The organism is uncultured Adlercreutzia sp. (genome assembly GCF_958431955.1).
Taxonomy (GTDB): Bacteria; Actinomycetota; Coriobacteriia; order Coriobacteriales; family Eggerthellaceae; genus Adlercreutzia.
The window spans coordinates 41,565-59,601 of record NZ_CAUASN010000018.1 but is presented as its reverse complement, the minus strand read 5'-3'; the positions used below and the strand labels follow the sequence as shown (position 1 = coordinate 59,601).

The 18,037-nt window shown below is 70.2% G+C and carries 13 protein-coding genes; 12 read left to right on the top strand and 1 reads right to left on the bottom strand.

Annotated features, from left to right (window positions below):
* Positions 1 to 98: 98 nt before the first annotated feature.
* A complete protein-coding gene (locus tag Q5064_RS07120) occupies positions 99 to 794 on the bottom strand; it encodes a response regulator transcription factor (protein ID WP_302963369.1) in 696 nt (231 codons plus the stop codon).
* 137 nt (positions 795 to 931) lie between these two features.
* Between Q5064_RS07120 and Q5064_RS07115 the strand changes: the two genes are divergently transcribed.
* The 12 genes from Q5064_RS07115 to Q5064_RS07060 all read left to right on the top strand — a co-directional run bounded on the left by Q5064_RS07115 (position 932) and on the right by Q5064_RS07060 (position 18,035).
* Positions 932 to 1,702, top strand: coding sequence for a type III pantothenate kinase (locus tag Q5064_RS07115; protein ID WP_302963368.1), 771 nt, complete (start codon positions 932 to 934; stop codon positions 1,700 to 1,702).
* Positions 1,703 to 1,918: 216 nt separating this feature from the next.
* Positions 1,919 to 3,607 carry a formate--tetrahydrofolate ligase gene (locus Q5064_RS07110; protein ID WP_302963367.1) on the top strand — a complete coding sequence of 563 codons (1,689 nt, stop codon included), beginning with the start codon at positions 1,919 to 1,921 and terminating at the stop codon, positions 3,605 to 3,607.
* On the top strand, positions 3,607 to 4,221 hold the full coding sequence (locus tag Q5064_RS07105) for a cyclodeaminase/cyclohydrolase family protein (protein WP_302963366.1): 615 nt from the start codon (positions 3,607 to 3,609) through the stop codon (positions 4,219 to 4,221). The genes Q5064_RS07110 and Q5064_RS07105 overlap by 1 nt, the downstream gene beginning before the upstream one ends.
* A complete protein-coding gene (locus Q5064_RS07100) occupies positions 4,222 to 5,097 on the top strand; it encodes a bifunctional 5,10-methylenetetrahydrofolate dehydrogenase/5,10-methenyltetrahydrofolate cyclohydrolase (RefSeq protein WP_302963365.1) in 876 nt (291 codons plus the stop codon).
* A 112-nt stretch (positions 5,098 to 5,209) separates the two neighbouring features.
* Positions 5,210 to 6,031, top strand: coding sequence for a formate/nitrite transporter family protein (locus Q5064_RS07095; RefSeq protein WP_302963364.1), 822 nt, complete (start codon positions 5,210 to 5,212; stop codon positions 6,029 to 6,031).
* A 145-nt stretch (positions 6,032 to 6,176) separates the two neighbouring features.
* Entirely contained in the window at positions 6,177 to 6,689 is a 513-nt protein-coding gene (gene tsaE / locus Q5064_RS07090; RefSeq protein ID WP_302963362.1) for a tRNA (adenosine(37)-N6)-threonylcarbamoyltransferase complex ATPase subunit type 1 TsaE, read from the top strand.
* 84 nt (positions 6,690 to 6,773) lie between these two features.
* The gene (gene tsaD / locus Q5064_RS07085) at positions 6,774 to 9,263 is read left to right on the top strand and encodes a tRNA (adenosine(37)-N6)-threonylcarbamoyltransferase complex transferase subunit TsaD (protein WP_302963360.1); all 2,490 of its coding nucleotides are present in this window, start codon (positions 6,774 to 6,776) and stop codon (positions 9,261 to 9,263) included.
* 477 nt (positions 9,264 to 9,740) lie between these two features.
* Entirely contained in the window at positions 9,741 to 11,528 is a 1,788-nt protein-coding gene (kdpA, locus tag Q5064_RS07080) for a potassium-transporting ATPase subunit KdpA (RefSeq protein ID WP_302963370.1), read from the top strand.
* 15 nt (positions 11,529 to 11,543) lie between these two features.
* Positions 11,544 to 13,679 (top strand): potassium-transporting ATPase subunit KdpB, encoded by a 2,136-nt coding sequence (gene kdpB / locus Q5064_RS07075; RefSeq protein ID WP_302963357.1) that lies wholly within the window; start codon positions 11,544 to 11,546, stop codon positions 13,677 to 13,679.
* A gap of 25 nt (positions 13,680 to 13,704) precedes the next feature.
* Positions 13,705 to 14,313 carry a potassium-transporting ATPase subunit C gene (locus Q5064_RS07070; protein ID WP_302963343.1) on the top strand — a complete coding sequence of 203 codons (609 nt, stop codon included), beginning with the start codon at positions 13,705 to 13,707 and terminating at the stop codon, positions 14,311 to 14,313.
* A 145-nt stretch (positions 14,314 to 14,458) separates the two neighbouring features.
* A complete protein-coding gene (locus Q5064_RS07065) occupies positions 14,459 to 17,314 on the top strand; it encodes a sensor histidine kinase KdpD (RefSeq protein ID WP_302963342.1) in 2,856 nt (951 codons plus the stop codon).
* Positions 17,304 to 18,035, top strand: a complete 732-nt coding sequence (locus tag Q5064_RS07060) for a response regulator (protein ID WP_302963340.1) — start codon at positions 17,304 to 17,306, stop codon at positions 18,033 to 18,035. Before Q5064_RS07065 ends, Q5064_RS07060 begins: the two co-directional genes overlap by 11 nt.
* Positions 18,036 to 18,037 lie beyond the last annotated feature (2 nt).

Here is an 18,037-nt window from a genome sequence, read left to right as displayed (position 1 = left end):
TGAGCACCACCCCGCGGCCCGATCTCGGGGAGATGCGACAAAGAAGGAGGCTCCCGGTGGGAGCCTCCTTGGGTTGCGGGGCATGTTCGCGCCGGGCTTTAAGCCTTGAAGCGGTAGCCGTAGCCGCGGACGGTTTCCACGAGGGCCGGGTCGTAGCCGGCGGCGTGGATCTTGTCGCGCAGGCGCTTGATGTGGGTGTCCACCGTCTTGGTCTCGGTGAGGTACTCCCAGCCCCAGGCGTCGCGCAGCAGATCCTCGCGGGAGACCACCTTGCCGGCGCTCTTCATGAGGCTCGCCAGAAGCTCGAACTCGCGGGGCGTCAGGTCGATCTCGCCGTGGTCGCCGGCGGCGGTGTGGGCGTCCTCGTCCAGGGTGATGCCGGAGGCGGTGATGGAGTTGGAGGCGCCGGGGAACTCGCCGCCCTGGCCGCGGCGCAGCAGAGCGCGGACGCGGGCGATGAGCTCGCGCACGCCGAAGGGCTTGGCCAGGTAGTCGTCGCCGCCGATTTCCAGGCCCACTACCTTGTCCAGCTCAGTGTCGCGGGCGGAAAGGAACAGCACGGGCGCGGTGGTCTTCGAGCGCAGGCGGCGGCACAGCTCGTAGCCGTCGATGCCCGGCAGCATGATGTCGAGGACGAACAGATCGTAGTTGTTCGCGCTTGCCAGGGCGAATGCATCTTCGCCATTGTCGACGACGTCGGCCTCGTAACCTTCCTTCTTCAACGCGTAGCTTACGAATTCAGTGATCGACGGCTCGTCGTCAACGACAAGGATTCGGCTCGGTGTCTCAATCATGGGTCTTGCCTTTCTCTCGTCATTCCGACGATTGCCCTTTGGGGGCATATCGTTTGAACCTTGATATAATCAAGTACAGTGTCGCTATAAACACTGTGTCACATTTTACTGGAAAATTGAGAAAGATTGTCATAATTATGTTACTTGCCATCGACATAGGGAACACCCATACCGTCATCGGAGTTTACGCTGGTGAGAAGCTTGAATCTATGTGGCGGATCGCCACGAGCCGAACGGCGACGGCCGACGAGCTGCGTGTGACGCTCTCGTCGCTGTTCACTCTGGGCGATCTGGCGTTTCGGGACGTGAGAGCGGGATCCGTCGCCTCGGTGGTTCCGTCACTTACCCAGGCATGGGTGCGCGCGGTGGAGGACGCCACGGGCGTGGCGCCGCTCGTGTGCTCGGCTGCGACGGCAGAAGGGCTGTTCGAAGCCGATTATCCCCGTCCGGCCGAGATCGGCGCCGACCGCGTGGCCGACGCCGTGGCGGCGCGCGTTTTGTACGGGGCTCCGGTGGTGGTGGTCGACTTCGGCACGGCCACCAACATCGAGGTCGTCGATGCCGAGGGGCGCTTCCGCGGCGGCGTGATCGCTCCGGGCGTGCAGACCTCTGCCAACGCCCTGTTCTCCCATGGCGCGCGCCTTCCCGTGATCGATTTGGTGGTGCCGCCCCGGGTCATCGGCACCTCCACGGTGGAGGCCATCCAGGCGGGCATCATGCTGGGGGAGGCCGACCGCGTGGACGGCCTTGTGCGCCGCATCTTCGCCCAGCTGGGCTACGAGGCGCCGGTCATCGCCACGGGCGGCCTGGCCCCGGTGGTGGCGCCCCATTCGTCCACCATCACCGCCGTGAACTCCGAGCTCACCCTGGAGGGCCTGCGCCTCATCGCCGCGCGCGCCGAGGCGTAGCTGGCCCCTGACGGCCCCTGCGTCCCCGCGCCCGTCGGCCTCCGCAATGCGGGGAAGTTGCGCCCTTTGGGGATGCGGGCGCTCCGAGGCCCGCGTGCCTCGCTAGAATGGGGGAGTGCTCCCGGAGGCGGCTGTCGCCGTCCGCGCAGGGCACGTCCGCGAGGAGAGGCGCACCGGAGCTTCCCGGCGCCGCGACAAGAGAAAGAAGGGCCCGACGTGTTGACCGACATTGAAATTGCCCAGGCGACCGAACCGAAACCGATTGGCGAGATCGCCCGCATCGCCGGCGTCGACGAGAAGTACCTCGAGCTGTACGGAAACTACAAGGCGAAGGTCGATTACAACCTGCTGCGCGAGGAGGAGCACGCCCCGGGCAAGCTCATCCTGGTGACGGCCATCAACCCCACGCCCGCCGGCGAGGGCAAGACCACCACCACCGTCGGTCTGGCCGATGCCCTCGCCAAGCGCGGGAAGAACGTGGTCGTGGCCTTGCGCGAGCCGTCGCTCGGGCCCGTGTTCGGCATCAAGGGCGGCGCTGCCGGCGGCGGGTACGCCCAGGTCATTCCTATGGAGGACATCAACCTGCACTTCACCGGCGACTTCCACGCCATCGGTGCGGCCAACAACCTGCTTGCGGCGCTGCTGGACGCTCACATCCAGAACGGCAACGAGCTGAACATCGACGTGCGCAAGATCACCTGGAAGCGCGTGGTGGACATGAACGACCGCCAGCTGCGCCACATCGTGGACGGCCTGGGCGGCAAGGCCCACGGCGTGCCCCGCGAGGACGGCTTCGACATCACCGTGGCCAGCGAGGTCATGGCCATCTTCTGCCTGGCCACCTCCATCACCGACCTGAAGGAACGCTTGGGCCGCATCGTGGTGGGCTACACCTACGACGATAAGCCCGTCACCGCCCACGATCTGAAGGCCGAGGGCGCCATGGCGGCGCTTCTGAAGGACGCCCTGAAGCCGAACCTCGTGCAGACGCTGGAGGGCACGCCGGCCTTCGTGCACGGCGGCCCCTTCGCCAACATCGCCCACGGCTGCAACTCCATCATGGCCACCCGCATGGCCATGGCGCTGGGCGACTACTGCGTCACCGAGGCCGGCTTCGGCGCCGATCTGGGCGCGGAGAAGTTCCTCGACATCAAGTGCCGCCTTGCCGGCCTGAAGCCCGACGCGGTGGTTGTGGTGGCCACGGTGCGCGCGCTCAAGAACCACGGCGGTGTGGCCAAGGCCGACTTGAACGAGGAAAATCTGGAAGCGCTGGAGGCGGGTCTGCCGAACCTGCTGCAGCACGTGGAGAACATCACGAACGTGTACAACCTGCCCTGCGTGGTGGCCATCAACGCCTTCCCGACCGACACCAAGGCCGAGCTGGATTTGGTAGAGGCCAAGTGCCGCGAGCTGGGCGTGAACGTGGCCCTGTCCGAGGTGTGGGCGAAGGGCGGCGAGGGCGGCCTGGCGCTCGCCGACGAGGTGGTGGCCCTCTGCGAGGACGGCGACGCGGCTGGCCGCTCGGCGGAGACCTTCTCGTTCTCCTATGAGAGCGATCTTTCCATCGCCGAGAAGATCGAGGCCATCGCCAAGCGGGTCTACCGTGCCGACGGCGTGGTGTTCGAGCCCGCCGCGCAGAAGGAGATCGCGCAGCTGGAGGCCCTGGGCTTCGGCGGCATGCCCGTGTGCATGGCCAAGACCCAGTACTCCTTCTCGGACGACGCCGCCAAGCTCGGCGCGCCGCGCGACTTCACCATCACGGTGCGCCAGGTGAAGGTGTCGGCCGGCGCCGGCTTCATCGTGGCGCTCACCGGCTCCATCATGACCATGCCGGGCCTGGGCAAGGCGCCGGCGGCCCACAAGATCGACGTGCTGGAAGACGGCACCATCACGGGCCTGTTCTAATGGTAAACACCGAGTTCATTGAGGCGCTGGCGTCGAAGGAGCCGACGCCGGGCGGGGGCGGGGCCTCGGCCTATGCGGGCGCGCTGGCTTCGGCCCTGGCCTCCATGGTGGGCAACCTCACCGTGGGCAAGAAGAAGTACGCCGAGGTGGAGGAGCGCGTGCAATCGGAGCTTCTGGAGCTGGCCGACACGCGCCTGCGCTTGCTGGAGCTTATCGATGCCGACGCGCGCGCCTTCGCGCCCCTGGCTGCGGCCTACGGTATGCCGCGCGGCACCGACGAGGAGGCCGCAGCCCAGAAGGCGGCGCTTCAGGCGGCGCTCGTGGATGCCTGCGAGGTGCCGCTCGAGATTATGCGCCAGTGCGTGCAGGTGGTGGAATCCTGCGTGTTCCTCGCCAAGCATGGCAGCACGCTCGCTGTGTCCGATGCGGGCGCGGGCGCGGTGCTCGCGAAGGCGGCCCTGCTAGCGGCCAGTTTGAACGTGCGCATCAACATCGCCTCCATGGACGATGCCGCCCGGGCCGGAGCCTACCGCGAGGAAATGGAAGAGCTCATCGACGCCGGAGGCGCTCTGGCCGACGATGTGTACGACGACGTGGTAAGGCGGTTGGGCTAAATGGCGAAGCTGCTGACGGGCAAGGAAGTGTCCGCTGATCTGGCCGAGCGCCTGGCACCGCGCATCGAGCGCTTGGCCCAGGCGGGCGTGGTGCCGTGCCTGGCCATCGTGCGCATGGGCGAGCGGCCCGATGACTTATCCTACGAGCGCACCGCGATGAAACGGGCCGACGCCCTCGGTGTTGCAGTGCGCCGCTTCACGCTTGCCGCCGACGCACCCCAAACCGAGCTGGAGGCCGTGATCGATGCGGTGAACGCCGACGATGCCATCCACGGCTGCCTGATGTTCCGCCCGCTGCCGCCGCATATCGACGAGCGTGCGGTGTGCGACCGCTTGGCGCCGGAGAAGGACATCGACGGCATCGGCGCGGCGTCGCTGGCGGGTGTGTTCGCCGACACGGGGGAGGGCTTTCCCCCAGCCACGGCCCAGGCGTGCCTGGAGGCGCTCGACTTCTACGGCATTCCCGTGGCGGGCAAGCGCGTGGTGGTGCTCGGGCGCAGCCTGGTGATCGGTCGTCCCGTGGCCATGATGCTCTTGGCCCGCCACGCCACGGTCACCATGGCCCACTCGCGCACCGAGGACGCCGCCGCCCATACCCGCGAAGCCGACATCGTGGTGTGCGCCACGGGCCAGGCCCGCGCCTTCGGGCCGGAGTTCTTCGCGCCGGGTCAGACCGTGCTCGACGTGGGCATCAACTTCGATGAGACGGGCAATCTCTGTGGGGATGTGGACTTCGCCGCCGTGGAGCCGCTTCTCGGCGAGGACGGCGCCATCACGCCCGTGCCCGGTGGTCTGGGCGGCGTGACCACGGGGGTGACGCTGGCCCATGTGGTGCGCGCCGCCGAACGGGCCGCGCAGCGGGAGGCGGCCGAATAGGGTGGCCCGCAGCCGCGCCGCCAGCCGATTGGTGCGGCATCGGCGCGGATACGGCCGCCGACTCGTGAAATGATATGTCCTTCACTAATGTTTGCGAGAAGGAGGGCGCCCCGTGGCCATCTTCACCCCCACCGAGATCACCGACAACTACATGAAGGCCTCCGTGGGCAAGGCGAAGTCGCCCGCGTGGCGCCTGTTCGTGCTCGCCGTGGCCGCGGGCCTGCTCATCGGCCTGGGCGCGGTCACCTCCTCCACGGCGGCCCATGGCCTTGAGAACGCGGGGCTCGTGCGCCTCATGTCGGGCCTCATCTTCCCCGTAGGCCTCATGATGGTCATCCTCATGGGCACCGAGCTGTTCACGGGCAACGCGCTCATGATCACGGCGGCCTTGGACGGCAAGATCAGCTGGGGCCTTCTGCTGCGCAACTGGGGCATCGTGTTTCTGGGCAACCTGGTGGGCGCGGTGGTGCTGGCCGCCTGCATGGCGTTCTTCGGCCAGCTGAACATCGGCGGGGGCGACTTGGCCGTGTACACGGCGAAGGTGGCCGCCACGAAGAACGCGCTTCCTTGGGTGAACGCCTTCGTGCTCGGCATCTTCTGCAACCTCATGGTGTGCATCGCGGTGTACCAGGCCAACACCGCCCAGGACACCGCCGGGCGCATCCTCGGCATCTTCTTCCCCATCATGGGCTTCGTGCTGGCCGGCTTCGAGCACTGCGTGGCCGACATGTACTACGTGCCGGCAGGCATCTTCGCCTATATGAACCCGGCCTACACCGGCATGATCGATGCGGCGGGCATCAACACGGCCCTGCTCACCTTCGGCGACTTCATCACGGCGAACCTCATCCCGGTCACCCTCGGCAACATCGTGGGCGGCGTGCTCGTGGGCGTGACCATGTACGCTTGCCATCGCACGAAGAAGGAGCAGTAGCCCATTGTCGGGAGGCCGCCTCCAAAACGCGACCGTGATATTCCCCGGCCTAAGAAAAAGTAAGGAATATGGGTAATTCGGTCGGGTTTTGCGGCGTCATCGTGGCGGGGGTTGCGCCGCGGGGCGCGAGCCGTAAGATAGGGGCATGGCAAACGGACTGACATACCAGCGCACCACCTCCACGTCCGAGGCGACCAAGCAGCTCGCCTCCACCCTGGCGCCCTACCTGCACCCGGGCGATGTGGTGGTGCTCGACGGCGATTTGGGCGCGGGCAAGACCCAGTTCGTGCAGGGGGTGGCCGCCGCCCTCGGCGTGCGCACGCCGGTGACGAGCCCCACCTTCAACATTCTCCTGGAATACGGCGAGGGCCGCATTCCCGTGCGCCATTACGACCTGTACCGGCTGGACGACCGCCTTCAGCTGGAGGACATCGACTACTACAGCGCCATCGACGGCGACGGGGATGGGGTGGCCTTCGTGGAATGGGCCGAGAAATTCCCCGAGGACATGCCCTACGACTACCTGGAGCTGACCGTTACCGTGGAGCCCGACGGATCCCGCCGCATCGTGGCCCACTCCTACGGCAGCCGCGCCCGCCAGCTGCTGTGCGTATGGGCCAACGACTCCAAGGCGCGCCTGGGGAAGTGCAAGCTGTAGGGCCTCGTGCGGTTTGTCTCGCGACGCCGCTGCGCAGTGGAGTACAATAGGGCGCTGATCTGTTGTCTTCGGGAAGGTCCCCCTTTGAATACTGAGCGCTCTTACGTACTTGCCTTCGATACGGCCAACGAGGTGATCACCATCGGCTTGGGGCTCTTGCATCCCGATGCGCGTGAGGTGGAATGCGTGGCCGCTGTTGAAGTGGAGGCGCGGCGGGCGTCGAACACCCAGCTTCTGCCCCGCATCGACGGGCTGTGCGCGGCGGCCGGTGTGGCGCGCGGCGGGATCGCCTGCGTGGCAGTGGGCCGCGGGCCGGGTTCGTTCACCGGCGTGCGCATCGCGCTTGCCACGGCCAAGGGCATCGCGAGCGCGCTCGAGGTGGCGCTCGTGGGCGTGTCGTCGCTCGACGCGGTGGCCTGGGGCGCATGGGCCGCGGGCGTGCGCGGCGAGGGAACCGTGGTGGCCGACGCCATGCGCCGCGAGGTGTACCCGGTGCGGTTCGCGCTTACCGATGCGGGCGTGGTACGCCTCTCGGCCGACCGCGTGGTGAAGGCAGCGGAAGCGGCCGAGGAGCTGGCGGAGGGGGCCGCGGCGCGTTCAGCCGGCGGTCCAGCTGCCGGGGTTGACGGGCCCCCCGCTTCCGATGCCGCGCTGCCGTTTGTGACCGGCGACGCCCTGCGCAAGTACGGTGAGCTCTTCGCGCCGTGCGGGCACGTGCTGTCCGAGGAACTGTGGACGCCCACGGGTGCGGGGCTCCTCCTCGCCGTCCAGGCAGCCTGGCGGGCGGGGGAGTGCGATCCCCTCGACGCGCGCCGGCATGACCCCGGCTTTCTTCTGCCGGTGTACACGCGTCTCTCCGATGCCGAGGAAAACGAGCGGACGCGCCTGGCCCAGGCCGGGGAAAACCTGGCCGGCAAGCGCGGCAGCAAGCATGTGACCATGAACGACACCGCTATTGCGAACGCGCGGGCCAACGGGGAGGGCATCGCCTACAAACCCCTCGATGCGCGCCATGTGGCCGACGTGGCCGCGCTGGAAGCGGAGGTCATGGGGTCGGATGCCTGGAGCGAGACCCTGGTGGCTGACGAGTTGGGACGGCCCGACCGCGTGTGGTGGGCCGCCTACGCCGCCGACCCGAAGATGCCGCTTGCGGCCGATGCGCCTTTGGTGGGCTACGCGGGCGGCTGGGTGGTCGACGGTGACGTGCAGATTTTAAAGGTGGGGGTGAGCCCCGACTGGCGCCGCCACGGCATCGCGCGGGCCCTGCTGGCCCGCGTGGCCGACGATGCGCGCAACCTGGGCGCGCGCACGAGCTCGCTCGAGGTGCGCGCTGCCAACGGGGGCGCCCAGGCGTTGTACGCGGCCCTCGGCTATAAGAACGTGGGGGTGCGCCCGCGCTACTACTCCGACGGGGAGGACGCCGTCATCATGCAGGGGCCGCTGCCCACCATCACCTTGGCCGCCGTGCCGAACGGGGAATGGGCAGCGGCGCCGGACGGCGTCCCAGAAACGCCCGCCGGCGCTCCCGAGCCCGCCCGCCCGCTCATCCTGGCCATCGAGTCGTCCTGCGACGAGACCGCCGCGGCCGTCATCGACGGGGTCGGCGCGCTGCGCAGCGACGTGGTGGCGAGCCAGGTGGACTTCCATGCCCGCTTCGGCGGCGTGGTGCCCGAGATCGCCAGCCGCAAGCACATCGAGGCCATCTGCGGCGTGTGCGACGAGGCGCTCGATGCCGCGGCCGCGAGTCTCGCCCGCCCGTCGGTGCGCTGGCGCGATCTGGACGCGGTGGCCGTCACCTATGCGCCGGGGCTCGTGGGCGCGCTCGTGGTGGGCGTGGCCTTCGCGAAGGGCGCGGCCTGGGGGGCCGGCATTCCCTTCATCGTGGTGAACCATTTGGAGGGGCATCTCTACGCCAATAAGATCGGCCTGCCCGATTTCGCGCCGCCGGCGGTGGTGTCGCTCGTGTCGGGCGGCAACACGCTGCTCGTGTTTATGGCCGACTGGGGCGACTACAAGGTGCTCGGCGCCACCATCGACGATGCGGTAGGCGAGGCCTTCGACAAAGTGGCCAAGGCGCTCGGGCTGGGGTACCCCGGCGGACCGGTGGTGTCGAAGTTCGCGGCGGAGGGCGATCCTGCCGCCATTCCCTTCCCGCGGGCCATGCTGCACTCGGGGGACTTGAGCTTCTCGCTCTCGGGTCTGAAGACCGCCGTGGTCACCTACATCAACAACGAGCGCGCCGCCGGCCGCGAGCTTTCCGTGCCCGACATCTGTGCGAGCTTCGAGGCGGCTGTGGTGGACGTGCAGGTGGCCAAGGCCCGCACCGCCCTGCGCGAGACCGGCGCCCCCACGTTCTGCCTCGGCGGCGGCGTGGCGGCAAACCCGGCCCTGCGACAGGCCTACGAGAAGATGTGCGCCGAGGAAGGGGTGCGCCTCGTGATGCCCCCGCTCGCCTCCTGCGGCGACAATGCCGGCATGATCGCGGAGGTGGCGCTCGACCGCTATCGCGCCGGCGCCTTCTCGCCGCTGTCCGCCGATGCCCTCGCCCAGGGCGATCTGGAGCAGCCCTACTAGGGGAGTCGCCTGTGGGGCCGGGGAGGGGGAGGGGTCTCGGCGGCCGTCTGAGCGCCCTCCGGAAAACGCGGCTCATAAGAAGCAGATTCTACTTCAGCAGCAGCGATGCGGGGACGGTACCGACCTGCGTGCGTCATCTTCTCTGCTTCGCTTGCCGCGTTTGGAGGAGGACAAGCGCGAAGTCGGCCGCCGAGACCCCTTCTCCTCCCCGACGGGTGGTAACTCCGCCTTAATGCCGTCTTAATATCTGCGCGGGAACCTTAACGGCGCATTTATTCCCCTTTGCCTAGACTGCTTTCTAAGGATGCGTAAGGCTGCGCACGGCGCGGCGCCGCATCGGGAAGGCAGGCGGCCCTTGGCGGGGCCTTGAGGCGAAAGGGTGGCGAACATGGCGCAGGTGACCGCAATCGTGGGCGTGCTGGCCGTGGCCGCGATGGTGTACCTCGCGGTGCTGCTTCTGAGGGGCGGTGAGCGGTGATGGGAGCCGAGGTGGGCGCGGCCCTGCTCGAGGCGGCGGCCCTGCTGGCGCTCGTGCTGGCGTGCGCCGTTCCGCTGTCGGGCTATCTGGTGAACGTGATGGAGGGACGCTCCTGCGCGGCCCGGCGGGTCACCGGCCCGGTGGAGCGGGCGGCATTCCGGCTGCTGAGGGTGAACCCCGACGATGCCATGGGCTGGAAGCGCTATCTCGCGTGCGTGCTCGTGTTCACGGGTGTGTCGGTGGCGGGGCTGTTCGTGCTGCTCGTCGGCCAGGGCGCGCTGCCCGGCAACCCCGAGGGCTTTCCGGGCCTTCCGGCCGACACGGCCCTCAACGTGGCGGTGAGCTTCGCCACCAACACCGACTGGCAGGCCGTGGCCGGCGAGTCGCACCTGAGCTACTTCTCCCAGGCCGCCGGCCTCGCCGTGCAGAACTTCCTGTCGCCGGCGGTGGGCATCGCGGTGGCCTTCGCCCTCATGCGCGGCATGTGGTCGGCGGCCGCCGGCACGGTGGGGAACTTCTTCGCCGACGTCATCCGCGTGGTGCTGTGCGTGCTTCTGCCCCTGTCGCTCGTGCTGGCCGTGGTGGAGGTCTCCCAGGGCACGCCCCAGACCTTCCAGGGCTACGAGACCGTGCAGCTGCTGGAGCCGGTGGGGCTCGACGAGGAGGGTAACGTGGTGGACGCCGACGACCCGGCGGCCGTGCAGGAGGTGACCGAGTCCGTGGTTCCGCTCGGCCCCCAGGCCTCCCAGGTGGCCATCAAGCAGCTCGGCACCAACGGCGGCGGCTTCAACGGCGCCAACTCCGCCTCCGCCTTGGAGAACCCCACGCCGCTTGCGAACCTCGTGCAGTGCGCGGCCATCATGCTTCTGCCCCTCACGCTCATCCTGAGCTTCGGGCGCATGGTGGCCGACCGCCGCCAGGGCCGGGCGCTCATGGCCTGCGTGCTGGTGCTCCTGGCCGCCGCTCTTGCGGCCATCGTGGCGGCCGAGTTCGCCGGCACGCCCCAGCTGGCCCAGGACGGCGCGGTGTACACCGGCTCGCTCGGGCAGTCGGCCGGCAATATGGAGGGCAAGGAGTGCCGCGTCGGCACCGGCGAGTCGGCTATCTGGACGGCGTTCACCACGGCGGCCGCCAACGGGTCGACGAACGCCTCGCTGGAGGGGCTCACCCCCGCCGGCGCCATCGTGCCGATCGTGCTCATGGGCCTCGGCGAGGTTGTCGGCGGGGGCGCGGGCACGGGGCTGGCGGGGCTTCTGGGATTCACGGTGCTCACGGTGTTCATCGCGAGCCTCATGGTGGGCCGCACGCCGGAGTACCTGGGCAAGAAGATCGGCCCGGCCGAGATGCGCGCCGCCGTGGTGATGGTGACGGCGCCGGCGCTCGTGATCCTCGCGGCCGCCACGGTGCTCTGCCTGGCGCCCTCCTCCCTCGTGCCGGTGGGAGAGCCGGGGTCTGCCGGCTTCACGGAGATCCTGTACGCGGCGGTGTCGGCGGGGGCCAACAACGGCTCGGCCTTCGCGGGGCTCGACGCGAACGCGCCCTTCGTGAACGTGGTGCTGGCCGTAGAGATGCTCGCCGGGCGCCTCATCCCCGTGGCCTGCGCGCTCGTTCTGGCCGGCCGCCTCGCCCAGCGCGAGCCGGTGGCGGCCGGGGCCGGCTCGCTTTCCACGGCCAGCCCCCTGTTCGTGCTCCTCCTGTTGGTGATTATCGTACTCGTCGGCGCGCTCACGCTGCTGCCGGCCCTGGCCCTGGGTCCGGTTGCCGAGCAGGTCGGCGCGGTGTTGTAGGAAAGGCGGCGTGTGATGACGACGTTGGCAGAGAAGGCCCCGGGCGCGTCTGCCCCGCGGGGGCGGCGCGAGGGGGGCGCCGACCTGCGCCGGGCCCTTGCGGGCGCCGTGGCGAAGCTCTCCGTGCGCGAGCAGGCCAAAAACCCCGTGATGTTCATGGTGTACGTGTCGGCCGCGCTGACCACTGCGCTGTTCGCGCTGGCCCTGGCGGGTATCTCCGATGCGCCGGCGGGCTACATCGCCGCGGTGACCGCCATCCTGTGGGCCACGGTGCTGTTCGGCAACTTCGCCGAGGCCCTGGCCGAGGGCCGCGGCAAGGCCCAGGCCGACGCCCTGCGCTCGGCCAAGCGCGACGTGGCCGCCCTGAAGGTGGACGCCGCCGCGCTCGCCGCGGCGGCCGAGGCGGACGATCCGGTGGAGGCGCTGCGCCGGGGTGCCCGCTCGGTGAGCTCCACGGCGCTGGCGCGCGGGGACGTGTACCTCGTCGTGGCCGGCGAGCAGGTGCCGGCCGACGGCGAGATCCTCATGGGCGCCGCGAGCGTGGACGAGAGCGCCATCACGGGCGAGTCGGCCCCGGTGGTGCGCGAGAGCGGCGGCGACCGCTCGGCGCTCACCGGCGGCACCACCGTGCTGTCGGACTGGCTCGTGGCCCGGGTGTCGGCCGAGGCCGGGCACAGCTTCCTCGACCAGATGATCGCCATGGTGGAGTCGGCCGCCCGCAAGAAGACCCCCAACGAGCGCGCGCTCGAGCTGTTCCTCATCGCGCTCACCCTCGTCTTCCTCGTCGTGACCTTCGCGCTCTACGCCTTCGGCGCCTTCTCGGCCGGCCAGGCCGGCGAGGCGAACCCGCTCGGCATCACGTCGCTCGTGGCCCTGTTCGTGTGCCTGGCGCCCACCACCATCGGCGCGCTCCTGTCCGCCATCGGCATCGCCGGCATGAGCCGCCTGAACGCGGCCAACGTGCTGGCCACGAGTGGGCGCGCCGTGGAGGCGGCGGGAGATGTGGACGTGCTTTTGCTCGACAAGACGGGCACCATCACGCTCGGCAACCGCCAGGCCGCGGCCTTCCTGCCCGTGGACGGCATCTCCGAGCGCGACCTGGCCGACGCCGCCCAGCTGGCGAGCCTCGCCGACGAGACGCCCGAGGGGCGTTCCGTGGTGGTGCTCGCCAAGGAACGCTTCGGCATCCGCGAGCGCACCTTGTCGGGCGGCCACTTCGCCGTGGTGCCCTTCACGGCCCAGACGCGCATGAGCGGGGTCGACTTCGACGGCCACGAGATCCGCAAGGGGGCGGCCGACGCGGTGCGCGCCTACGTGGAGGCTCTCGGGGGCGCCTGGCCGGCCCAGGTGGCGGCCCTGGCCGACGAGGTGGCGCGTTCGGGCGGCACGCCGCTCGTGGTGGCCCGCGACGGGCGCGTGCTCGGGGTCATCCATCTGAAGGACATCATCAAGTCGGGCATCCGCGAGAACTTCGCCGACCTGCACGCCATGGGCATCAAGACGGTCATGGTCACCGGCGACAACCCGCTCACCGCCGCGGCCATCGCCGCCGAGGCGGGGCTGGACGACTTCATCGCCGAGGCTACGCCTGAGGCGAAGCTCGAGGCCATCCGCCGCTACCAGGCCGAGGGGCACCTCGTGGCCATGACCGGCGACGGCACCAACGACGCCCCGGCGCTCGCCCAGGCCGACGTGGCCGTGGCCATGAACTCCGGCACCCAGGCGGCGAAGGAGGCGGGCAACATGGTGGATCTGGACTCCTCGCCCACCAAGCTCATCGAGATCGTGCGCATCGGCAAGCAGCTGCTCATGACCCGCGGCAGCCTCACCACCTTCTCCATCGCCAACGACCTGGCGAAGTACTTCGCGGTCATCCCGGCGCTGCTCGTGCCGCTGTACCCGGGACTCGAGGCGCTCAACATCATGCACCTGGCAAGCCCCGCCTCGGCCATGCTCGCCGCCATCGTGTACAACGCGCTCATCATCGTGGCGCTCATTCCGCTCGCCCTGCGCGGGGTGAAGTACCGCGAGGGCACGCCGCAAAGCCTGCTCGCCCGCAACCTGGCGGTGTACGGCCTGGGCGGCGTTGTCGTCCCCTTCGTCGCCATCAAGGCGCTCGATATGCTGATGGTCGCCCTGGGCGTTGCCTAGGCGCGGCCGCGGGAAAGGAAGCATCATGAACGGAAGCCAAATCGCGCGCATCGCCGCCACGTCCGTGGGGCTGCTGCTGGCGGCCACCGTCGTCCTCGGAGGGCTCTACCCGCTCGTCGTGACGGGGGTGGCGGCTGCGGCGTTCCCGTCCCAGGCGACGGGGTCCATCATCGAGGTGGACGGCGTGAAGTACGGAAGCGCCCTGGTGGGCCAGCCCTTCAGCGACGAGGACCACCTGTGGGGGCGCCCCACGGTGGCCGACGCCTCCACGTTTTCCGGCGCGGACGGCGAGCCGCTCCTGTGGTACGGCCCCGAGAACCTGAGCCCGGCCAGCGACGAGTTCGCCTTCCGCGTGGCCGAGCGGGTGGCGGCCGTGCGCGCGGCCCATCCCGACCAGGGCGACGCGCCGGTGCCGAGCGAGCTGGTCACGGTGTCGGGCTCCGGCTTCGACCCGCACATCTCGCCGGCCGCCGCCGAGTACCAGGTGGGGCGCATCGCGGCGGCCACGGGCCGCACCGAGGAGGAGGTGCGCGGCATCATCCGCTCCTGCACCGAGCGGCCGCTTCTGGGAGCCCTCGGCGAGGCGCGGGTGAACGTGCTGAAGGTGAACCTCATGCTCGACGGCATCCTGTAATGCGCTCGCCTGCCGGAGCCTCACCGACTTCCTCGGACGCCTTCCTGCCATTGATTAACTGTTGATTGGGCGAAACCATCGCGGCGCGCCGTGATGATAGGATGATGAAAACGGTAATCTATGGCATGCGGAAGGAGCGAGGGCTATGCGCGAGGGGCGCGAGACGCGGGACTTGGTCGATGTCCGCCGCGATCCCGACGCCATTCTCCAACGCATCCGCGAGGAGGAAGCCGAGGGGGAGGCGGCCGAGGAGCGCGCCTCGCGCGGCAAGCTGAAGGTGTTCTTCGGCTACGCCGCCGGCGTGGGGAAGACCTACGCCATGCTCAGCGAGGCCCACCGGGTGCAGGGCGAGGGCGCCGATGCGGTGGTGGGCTACGTGGAGCCGCACACCCGGGCCGACACGCTGGCGCTCCTCGCGGGCCTCGAGGTGCTCGAGCCCCGCGTCGTGGAGCACCGCGGCATCGCGCTGCGGGAGTTCGACCTGGACGCCGCCCTGGCGCGGCATCCCCAGATCGTGCTCGTGGACGAGCTGGCCCACACCAACGCCCCCGGTTGCCGCCACCGCAAGCGCTACCAGGACGTGGAGGAGCTGCTGCGCGCCGGCATCGACGTGTACACCACGGTGAACGTGCAGCATCTGGAGGGCCTCAACGACCGCATCGCCGCCGTGACCGCCGTGGCGCCCTCAGAGCGCATTCCCGACCGCATCTTCGACGCCGCCGACTCGGTGGAGATCGTCGACGTGGAGCCGGCCGAGCTCATCGAGCGCCTCGAGGCGGGCAAGATCTACGCTCCCGAGCGCGTGGGCACCGCGCTCGCCCACTTCTTCTCCCGTCCGAACCTGGCCGCCCTGCGCGAGATCGCCCTGCGCCGCGCCGCCGACCGCCTCACGCGCAACGCCCCGGCGGCCGTGGCGCCCCATGCGGCCGGCGGCGAGGACGTGCTCGTGCTCCTCGGCTCCGACAGCACCGCCCCCCGGGTCATCCGCACGGCGGCGAACCTGGCCGAGGCCATGCACGGCTCGCTCACGGCCCTGGTGGTGGAATCGGGGAGCTCGCGGGGCGAGGGGGAGGAGCACGAGGCCCGCGACAGGGCCGTGGCGCTCGCCGAGGAGGTGGGCGCGCGGGTGGTCACCCTCGCCGGCGACGATCCCGTGCAACCGGTGGCGCTCTACGCGGCCACCGCCGGCATCCGCCGCATCGTGGTGTCGGCCGCGTCCGCCCGCCCGCGCCTGTTCGGGCGCGGGGAGGTGGCCTGGCGGCTCATGCGGGCGGCCCCCGAGGCCGTCATCACCGTGGTGCCCGCGGTGGACGCCCCCTCGGTGCTCGAGCGCCTGCGGGCCTCGACGGGCTTTCGGCCCACCGCCGCCGATGCGGGCCGGGCCGCCGCGGCCGTGGGGCTCGCCTCGGCCGTGAGCGCCGTGGCGTGGGCGGTGAGTCCCACCACGTCGGTCATCCTCATGATCTACCTGCTCGTGGCGCTGCTTCTGGCCACCCGCGCCGACGGCTTCCTCTACGCGGTGCTCGCGGCCCTCGGCAGCGTGGTGGCCTACAACTTCCTGTTCACCGCGCCGCGCTTCACCTTCCACGCCTACGGGCTGTCGGCACCGGTGATATTCGCGTTCCTGCTGGTGGGCACGCTTGCGGCGTCGTCGCTGGCCATTCGCCTCAAGCGCCAGGCGGCCCTCGCGGCCCGCCGCTCCTACCGCACCGAGGTGCTCCTGGAGAGCAGCCGCAAGCTCCAGGCCGCGCCCACCCTGGACGCGTGCCTCGAGACGGCGGCGGCCCAAGTGGTGAAGATCCTCGATCGACCCGTGGTCATCTACCGGGCCGACGCGTCCGCTCCGGGCGGCCTGGCGCCGGCCCGCGTGTTCGACGTGCCGGGCACGGGCGGGGGCGATGCGGAGACGGCGGCGCTCACGGCCCCGGGCGAGGCGGCCGTGGCGGCCTGGGTGGCGGCCAACGGGGAGCCGGCCGGCGCCACCACCGACACCCTGCGCGAAACGCGCTGCCTCTATTTACCCATCCGGGCGCGGGACCGCGTCTTCGGCGTGGCGGGGCTCGTCATGGGCTCCGACAGCGACGACTTCGGTTCCTTCGAGAAGAACCTGCTCATCGCCCTGCTCGACGAGTGCGGCCAGCAGGCCCAGGCCCTGGCGCTGGCCGCCGAGCGCCGCAACCTGTCGGTGAAGGCCGAGAAGGAGGCCCTGCGCACCAACTTGCTGCGGGCCATCTCCCACGACCTGCGCACGCCGCTGACGAGCATATCCGGGGACGCCGACATGCTGCTCGCCGCCGAGGGGGCCCTCGACGCCGAGCAGCGCCGGCGCCTGGCCGCCGATATCCACGACGACGCGAACTGGCTCATCGATCTGGTGGAGAACCTGCTGTCGGTGACGCGCCTCGACGACGGGGCGGTGGAGCTCGCCTGTGCGCCGGAGCTTCTGTCCGACGTGTTCGACGAGGCCCTGCGCCACGCGAGCCGCGCCGCCTCCGAGCATGCGGTCGCCGTCGAGGTGGAAGACGAGCTGCTCATGGCCCAGATGGACGGGCGCCTCATCGTGCAGGTGGTGGTGAACCTGCTGAACAACGCCGCGGCCTACACGCCGCCCGGCTCGGCCATCGCGCTGTCGGCCCGCCGGACGGGCGGTGCGGGCCCCGCGTGCGTGGAGATCGCGGTGACCGACAACGGCCCGGGCATCCCCGACGCCGAGAAGGAGCGGGTCTTCGACCTGTTCTACCACGGCAGCCGCGCCGAGGGCGGCCCGGCCGGGGAGGGGGGCGATACCCGCCGGGGCATGGGGCTCGGCCTCGCGCTGTGCCGTTCCATCCTGCGCGCCCACGGCAGCGACATCGTCCTCGAGGACGCCCCCGGCGGCGGCTGCTCATTCTCGTTCCGGCTGCCCGCGGCCGAGCTTCCCGCGCAGGACGGCGCCTGGAGCGCCCCCGCCGTCCCGCCGGCCGGCGCCGAGGCGGGAGGGGGTGGAGGCGATGGCCGCTAGGAACTCGGGCATCATCCTCGTGGTGGAGGACGACCCGGCGGTGCGCAACCTCGTGGCCACCGCGCTGGACGTGAACGGCTACGCCCACCGCGAGGCCGCCTCGGCCCGCGCCGCGCTCGCCGAGCTCACCTGCTCGGCCGACATCGAGATGGTCATCCTCGACCTGGGGCTGCCCGACCGCGACGGGGTGGAGGTCATCGCCGCCCTGCGCGGGTGGTCGCGCATGCCGGTGATCGTGCTATCGGCCCGCCAGGAGGACGCCGACAAGGTGGCGGCCCTCGACGCGGGCGCCGACGACTACCTGACGAAGCCCTTCTCGGTGGAGGAGCTTCTGGCCCGGGTGCGGGTGGCCCTGCGGCGCCTGTCCTACGACGCGCCCGCCCCCGCCGCGCCGGATGTCTGGCGCAACGGCGGGCTTTCCATCGACTTCGACGCCGGCGTGGCCTCCCTCGACGGGGCCGAGCTGCACCTCACGCCCATCGAGTACAAGCTGCTCGCGCTTCTGGCCCGCAACACCGGCAAGGTGCTCACCCACAACTACATCCTGAAGGAGGTGTGGGGGCAGGCCGTGGCCTCCGACCTGCCGAGCCTGCGCGTGTTCATGGCCACCCTGCGCAAGAAGATCGAGCCCGACCCCGCCAACCCGATCTACCTCCAGACCCACGTGGGGGTGGGCTACCGCATGATGCGGGTGGAGGAATCCCTCGGACGCCCCTCATAGTA

Excerpts from the sequence above, each read along its gene's own strand:
- kdpA (WP_302963370.1), top strand. The coding sequence starts at position 9,741 with ATGGGAGCCGAGGTGGGCGCGGCCCTGCTCGAGGCGGCGGCCCTGCTG.
- kdpB (WP_302963357.1), top strand. The coding sequence starts at position 11,544 with ATGACGACGTTGGCAGAGAAGGCCCCGGGCGCGTCTGCCCCGCGGGGG.
- Q5064_RS07115 (WP_302963368.1), top strand. The coding sequence starts at position 932 with ATGTTACTTGCCATCGACATAGGGAACACCCATACCGTCATCGGAGTT.
- Q5064_RS07105 (WP_302963366.1), top strand. The coding sequence starts at position 3,607 with ATGGTAAACACCGAGTTCATTGAGGCGCTGGCGTCGAAGGAGCCGACG.
- tsaE (WP_302963362.1), top strand. The coding sequence starts at position 6,177 with ATGGCAAACGGACTGACATACCAGCGCACCACCTCCACGTCCGAGGCG.
- Q5064_RS07065 (WP_302963342.1), top strand. The coding sequence starts at position 14,459 with ATGCGCGAGGGGCGCGAGACGCGGGACTTGGTCGATGTCCGCCGCGAT.
- Q5064_RS07060 (WP_302963340.1), top strand. The coding sequence starts at position 17,304 with ATGGCCGCTAGGAACTCGGGCATCATCCTCGTGGTGGAGGACGACCCG.
- Q5064_RS07100 (WP_302963365.1), top strand. The coding sequence starts at position 4,222 with ATGGCGAAGCTGCTGACGGGCAAGGAAGTGTCCGCTGATCTGGCCGAG.
- Q5064_RS07070 (WP_302963343.1), top strand. The coding sequence starts at position 13,705 with ATGAACGGAAGCCAAATCGCGCGCATCGCCGCCACGTCCGTGGGGCTG.
- Q5064_RS07120 (WP_302963369.1), bottom strand. The coding sequence starts at position 794 with ATGATTGAGACACCGAGCCGAATCCTTGTCGTTGACGACGAGCCGTCG.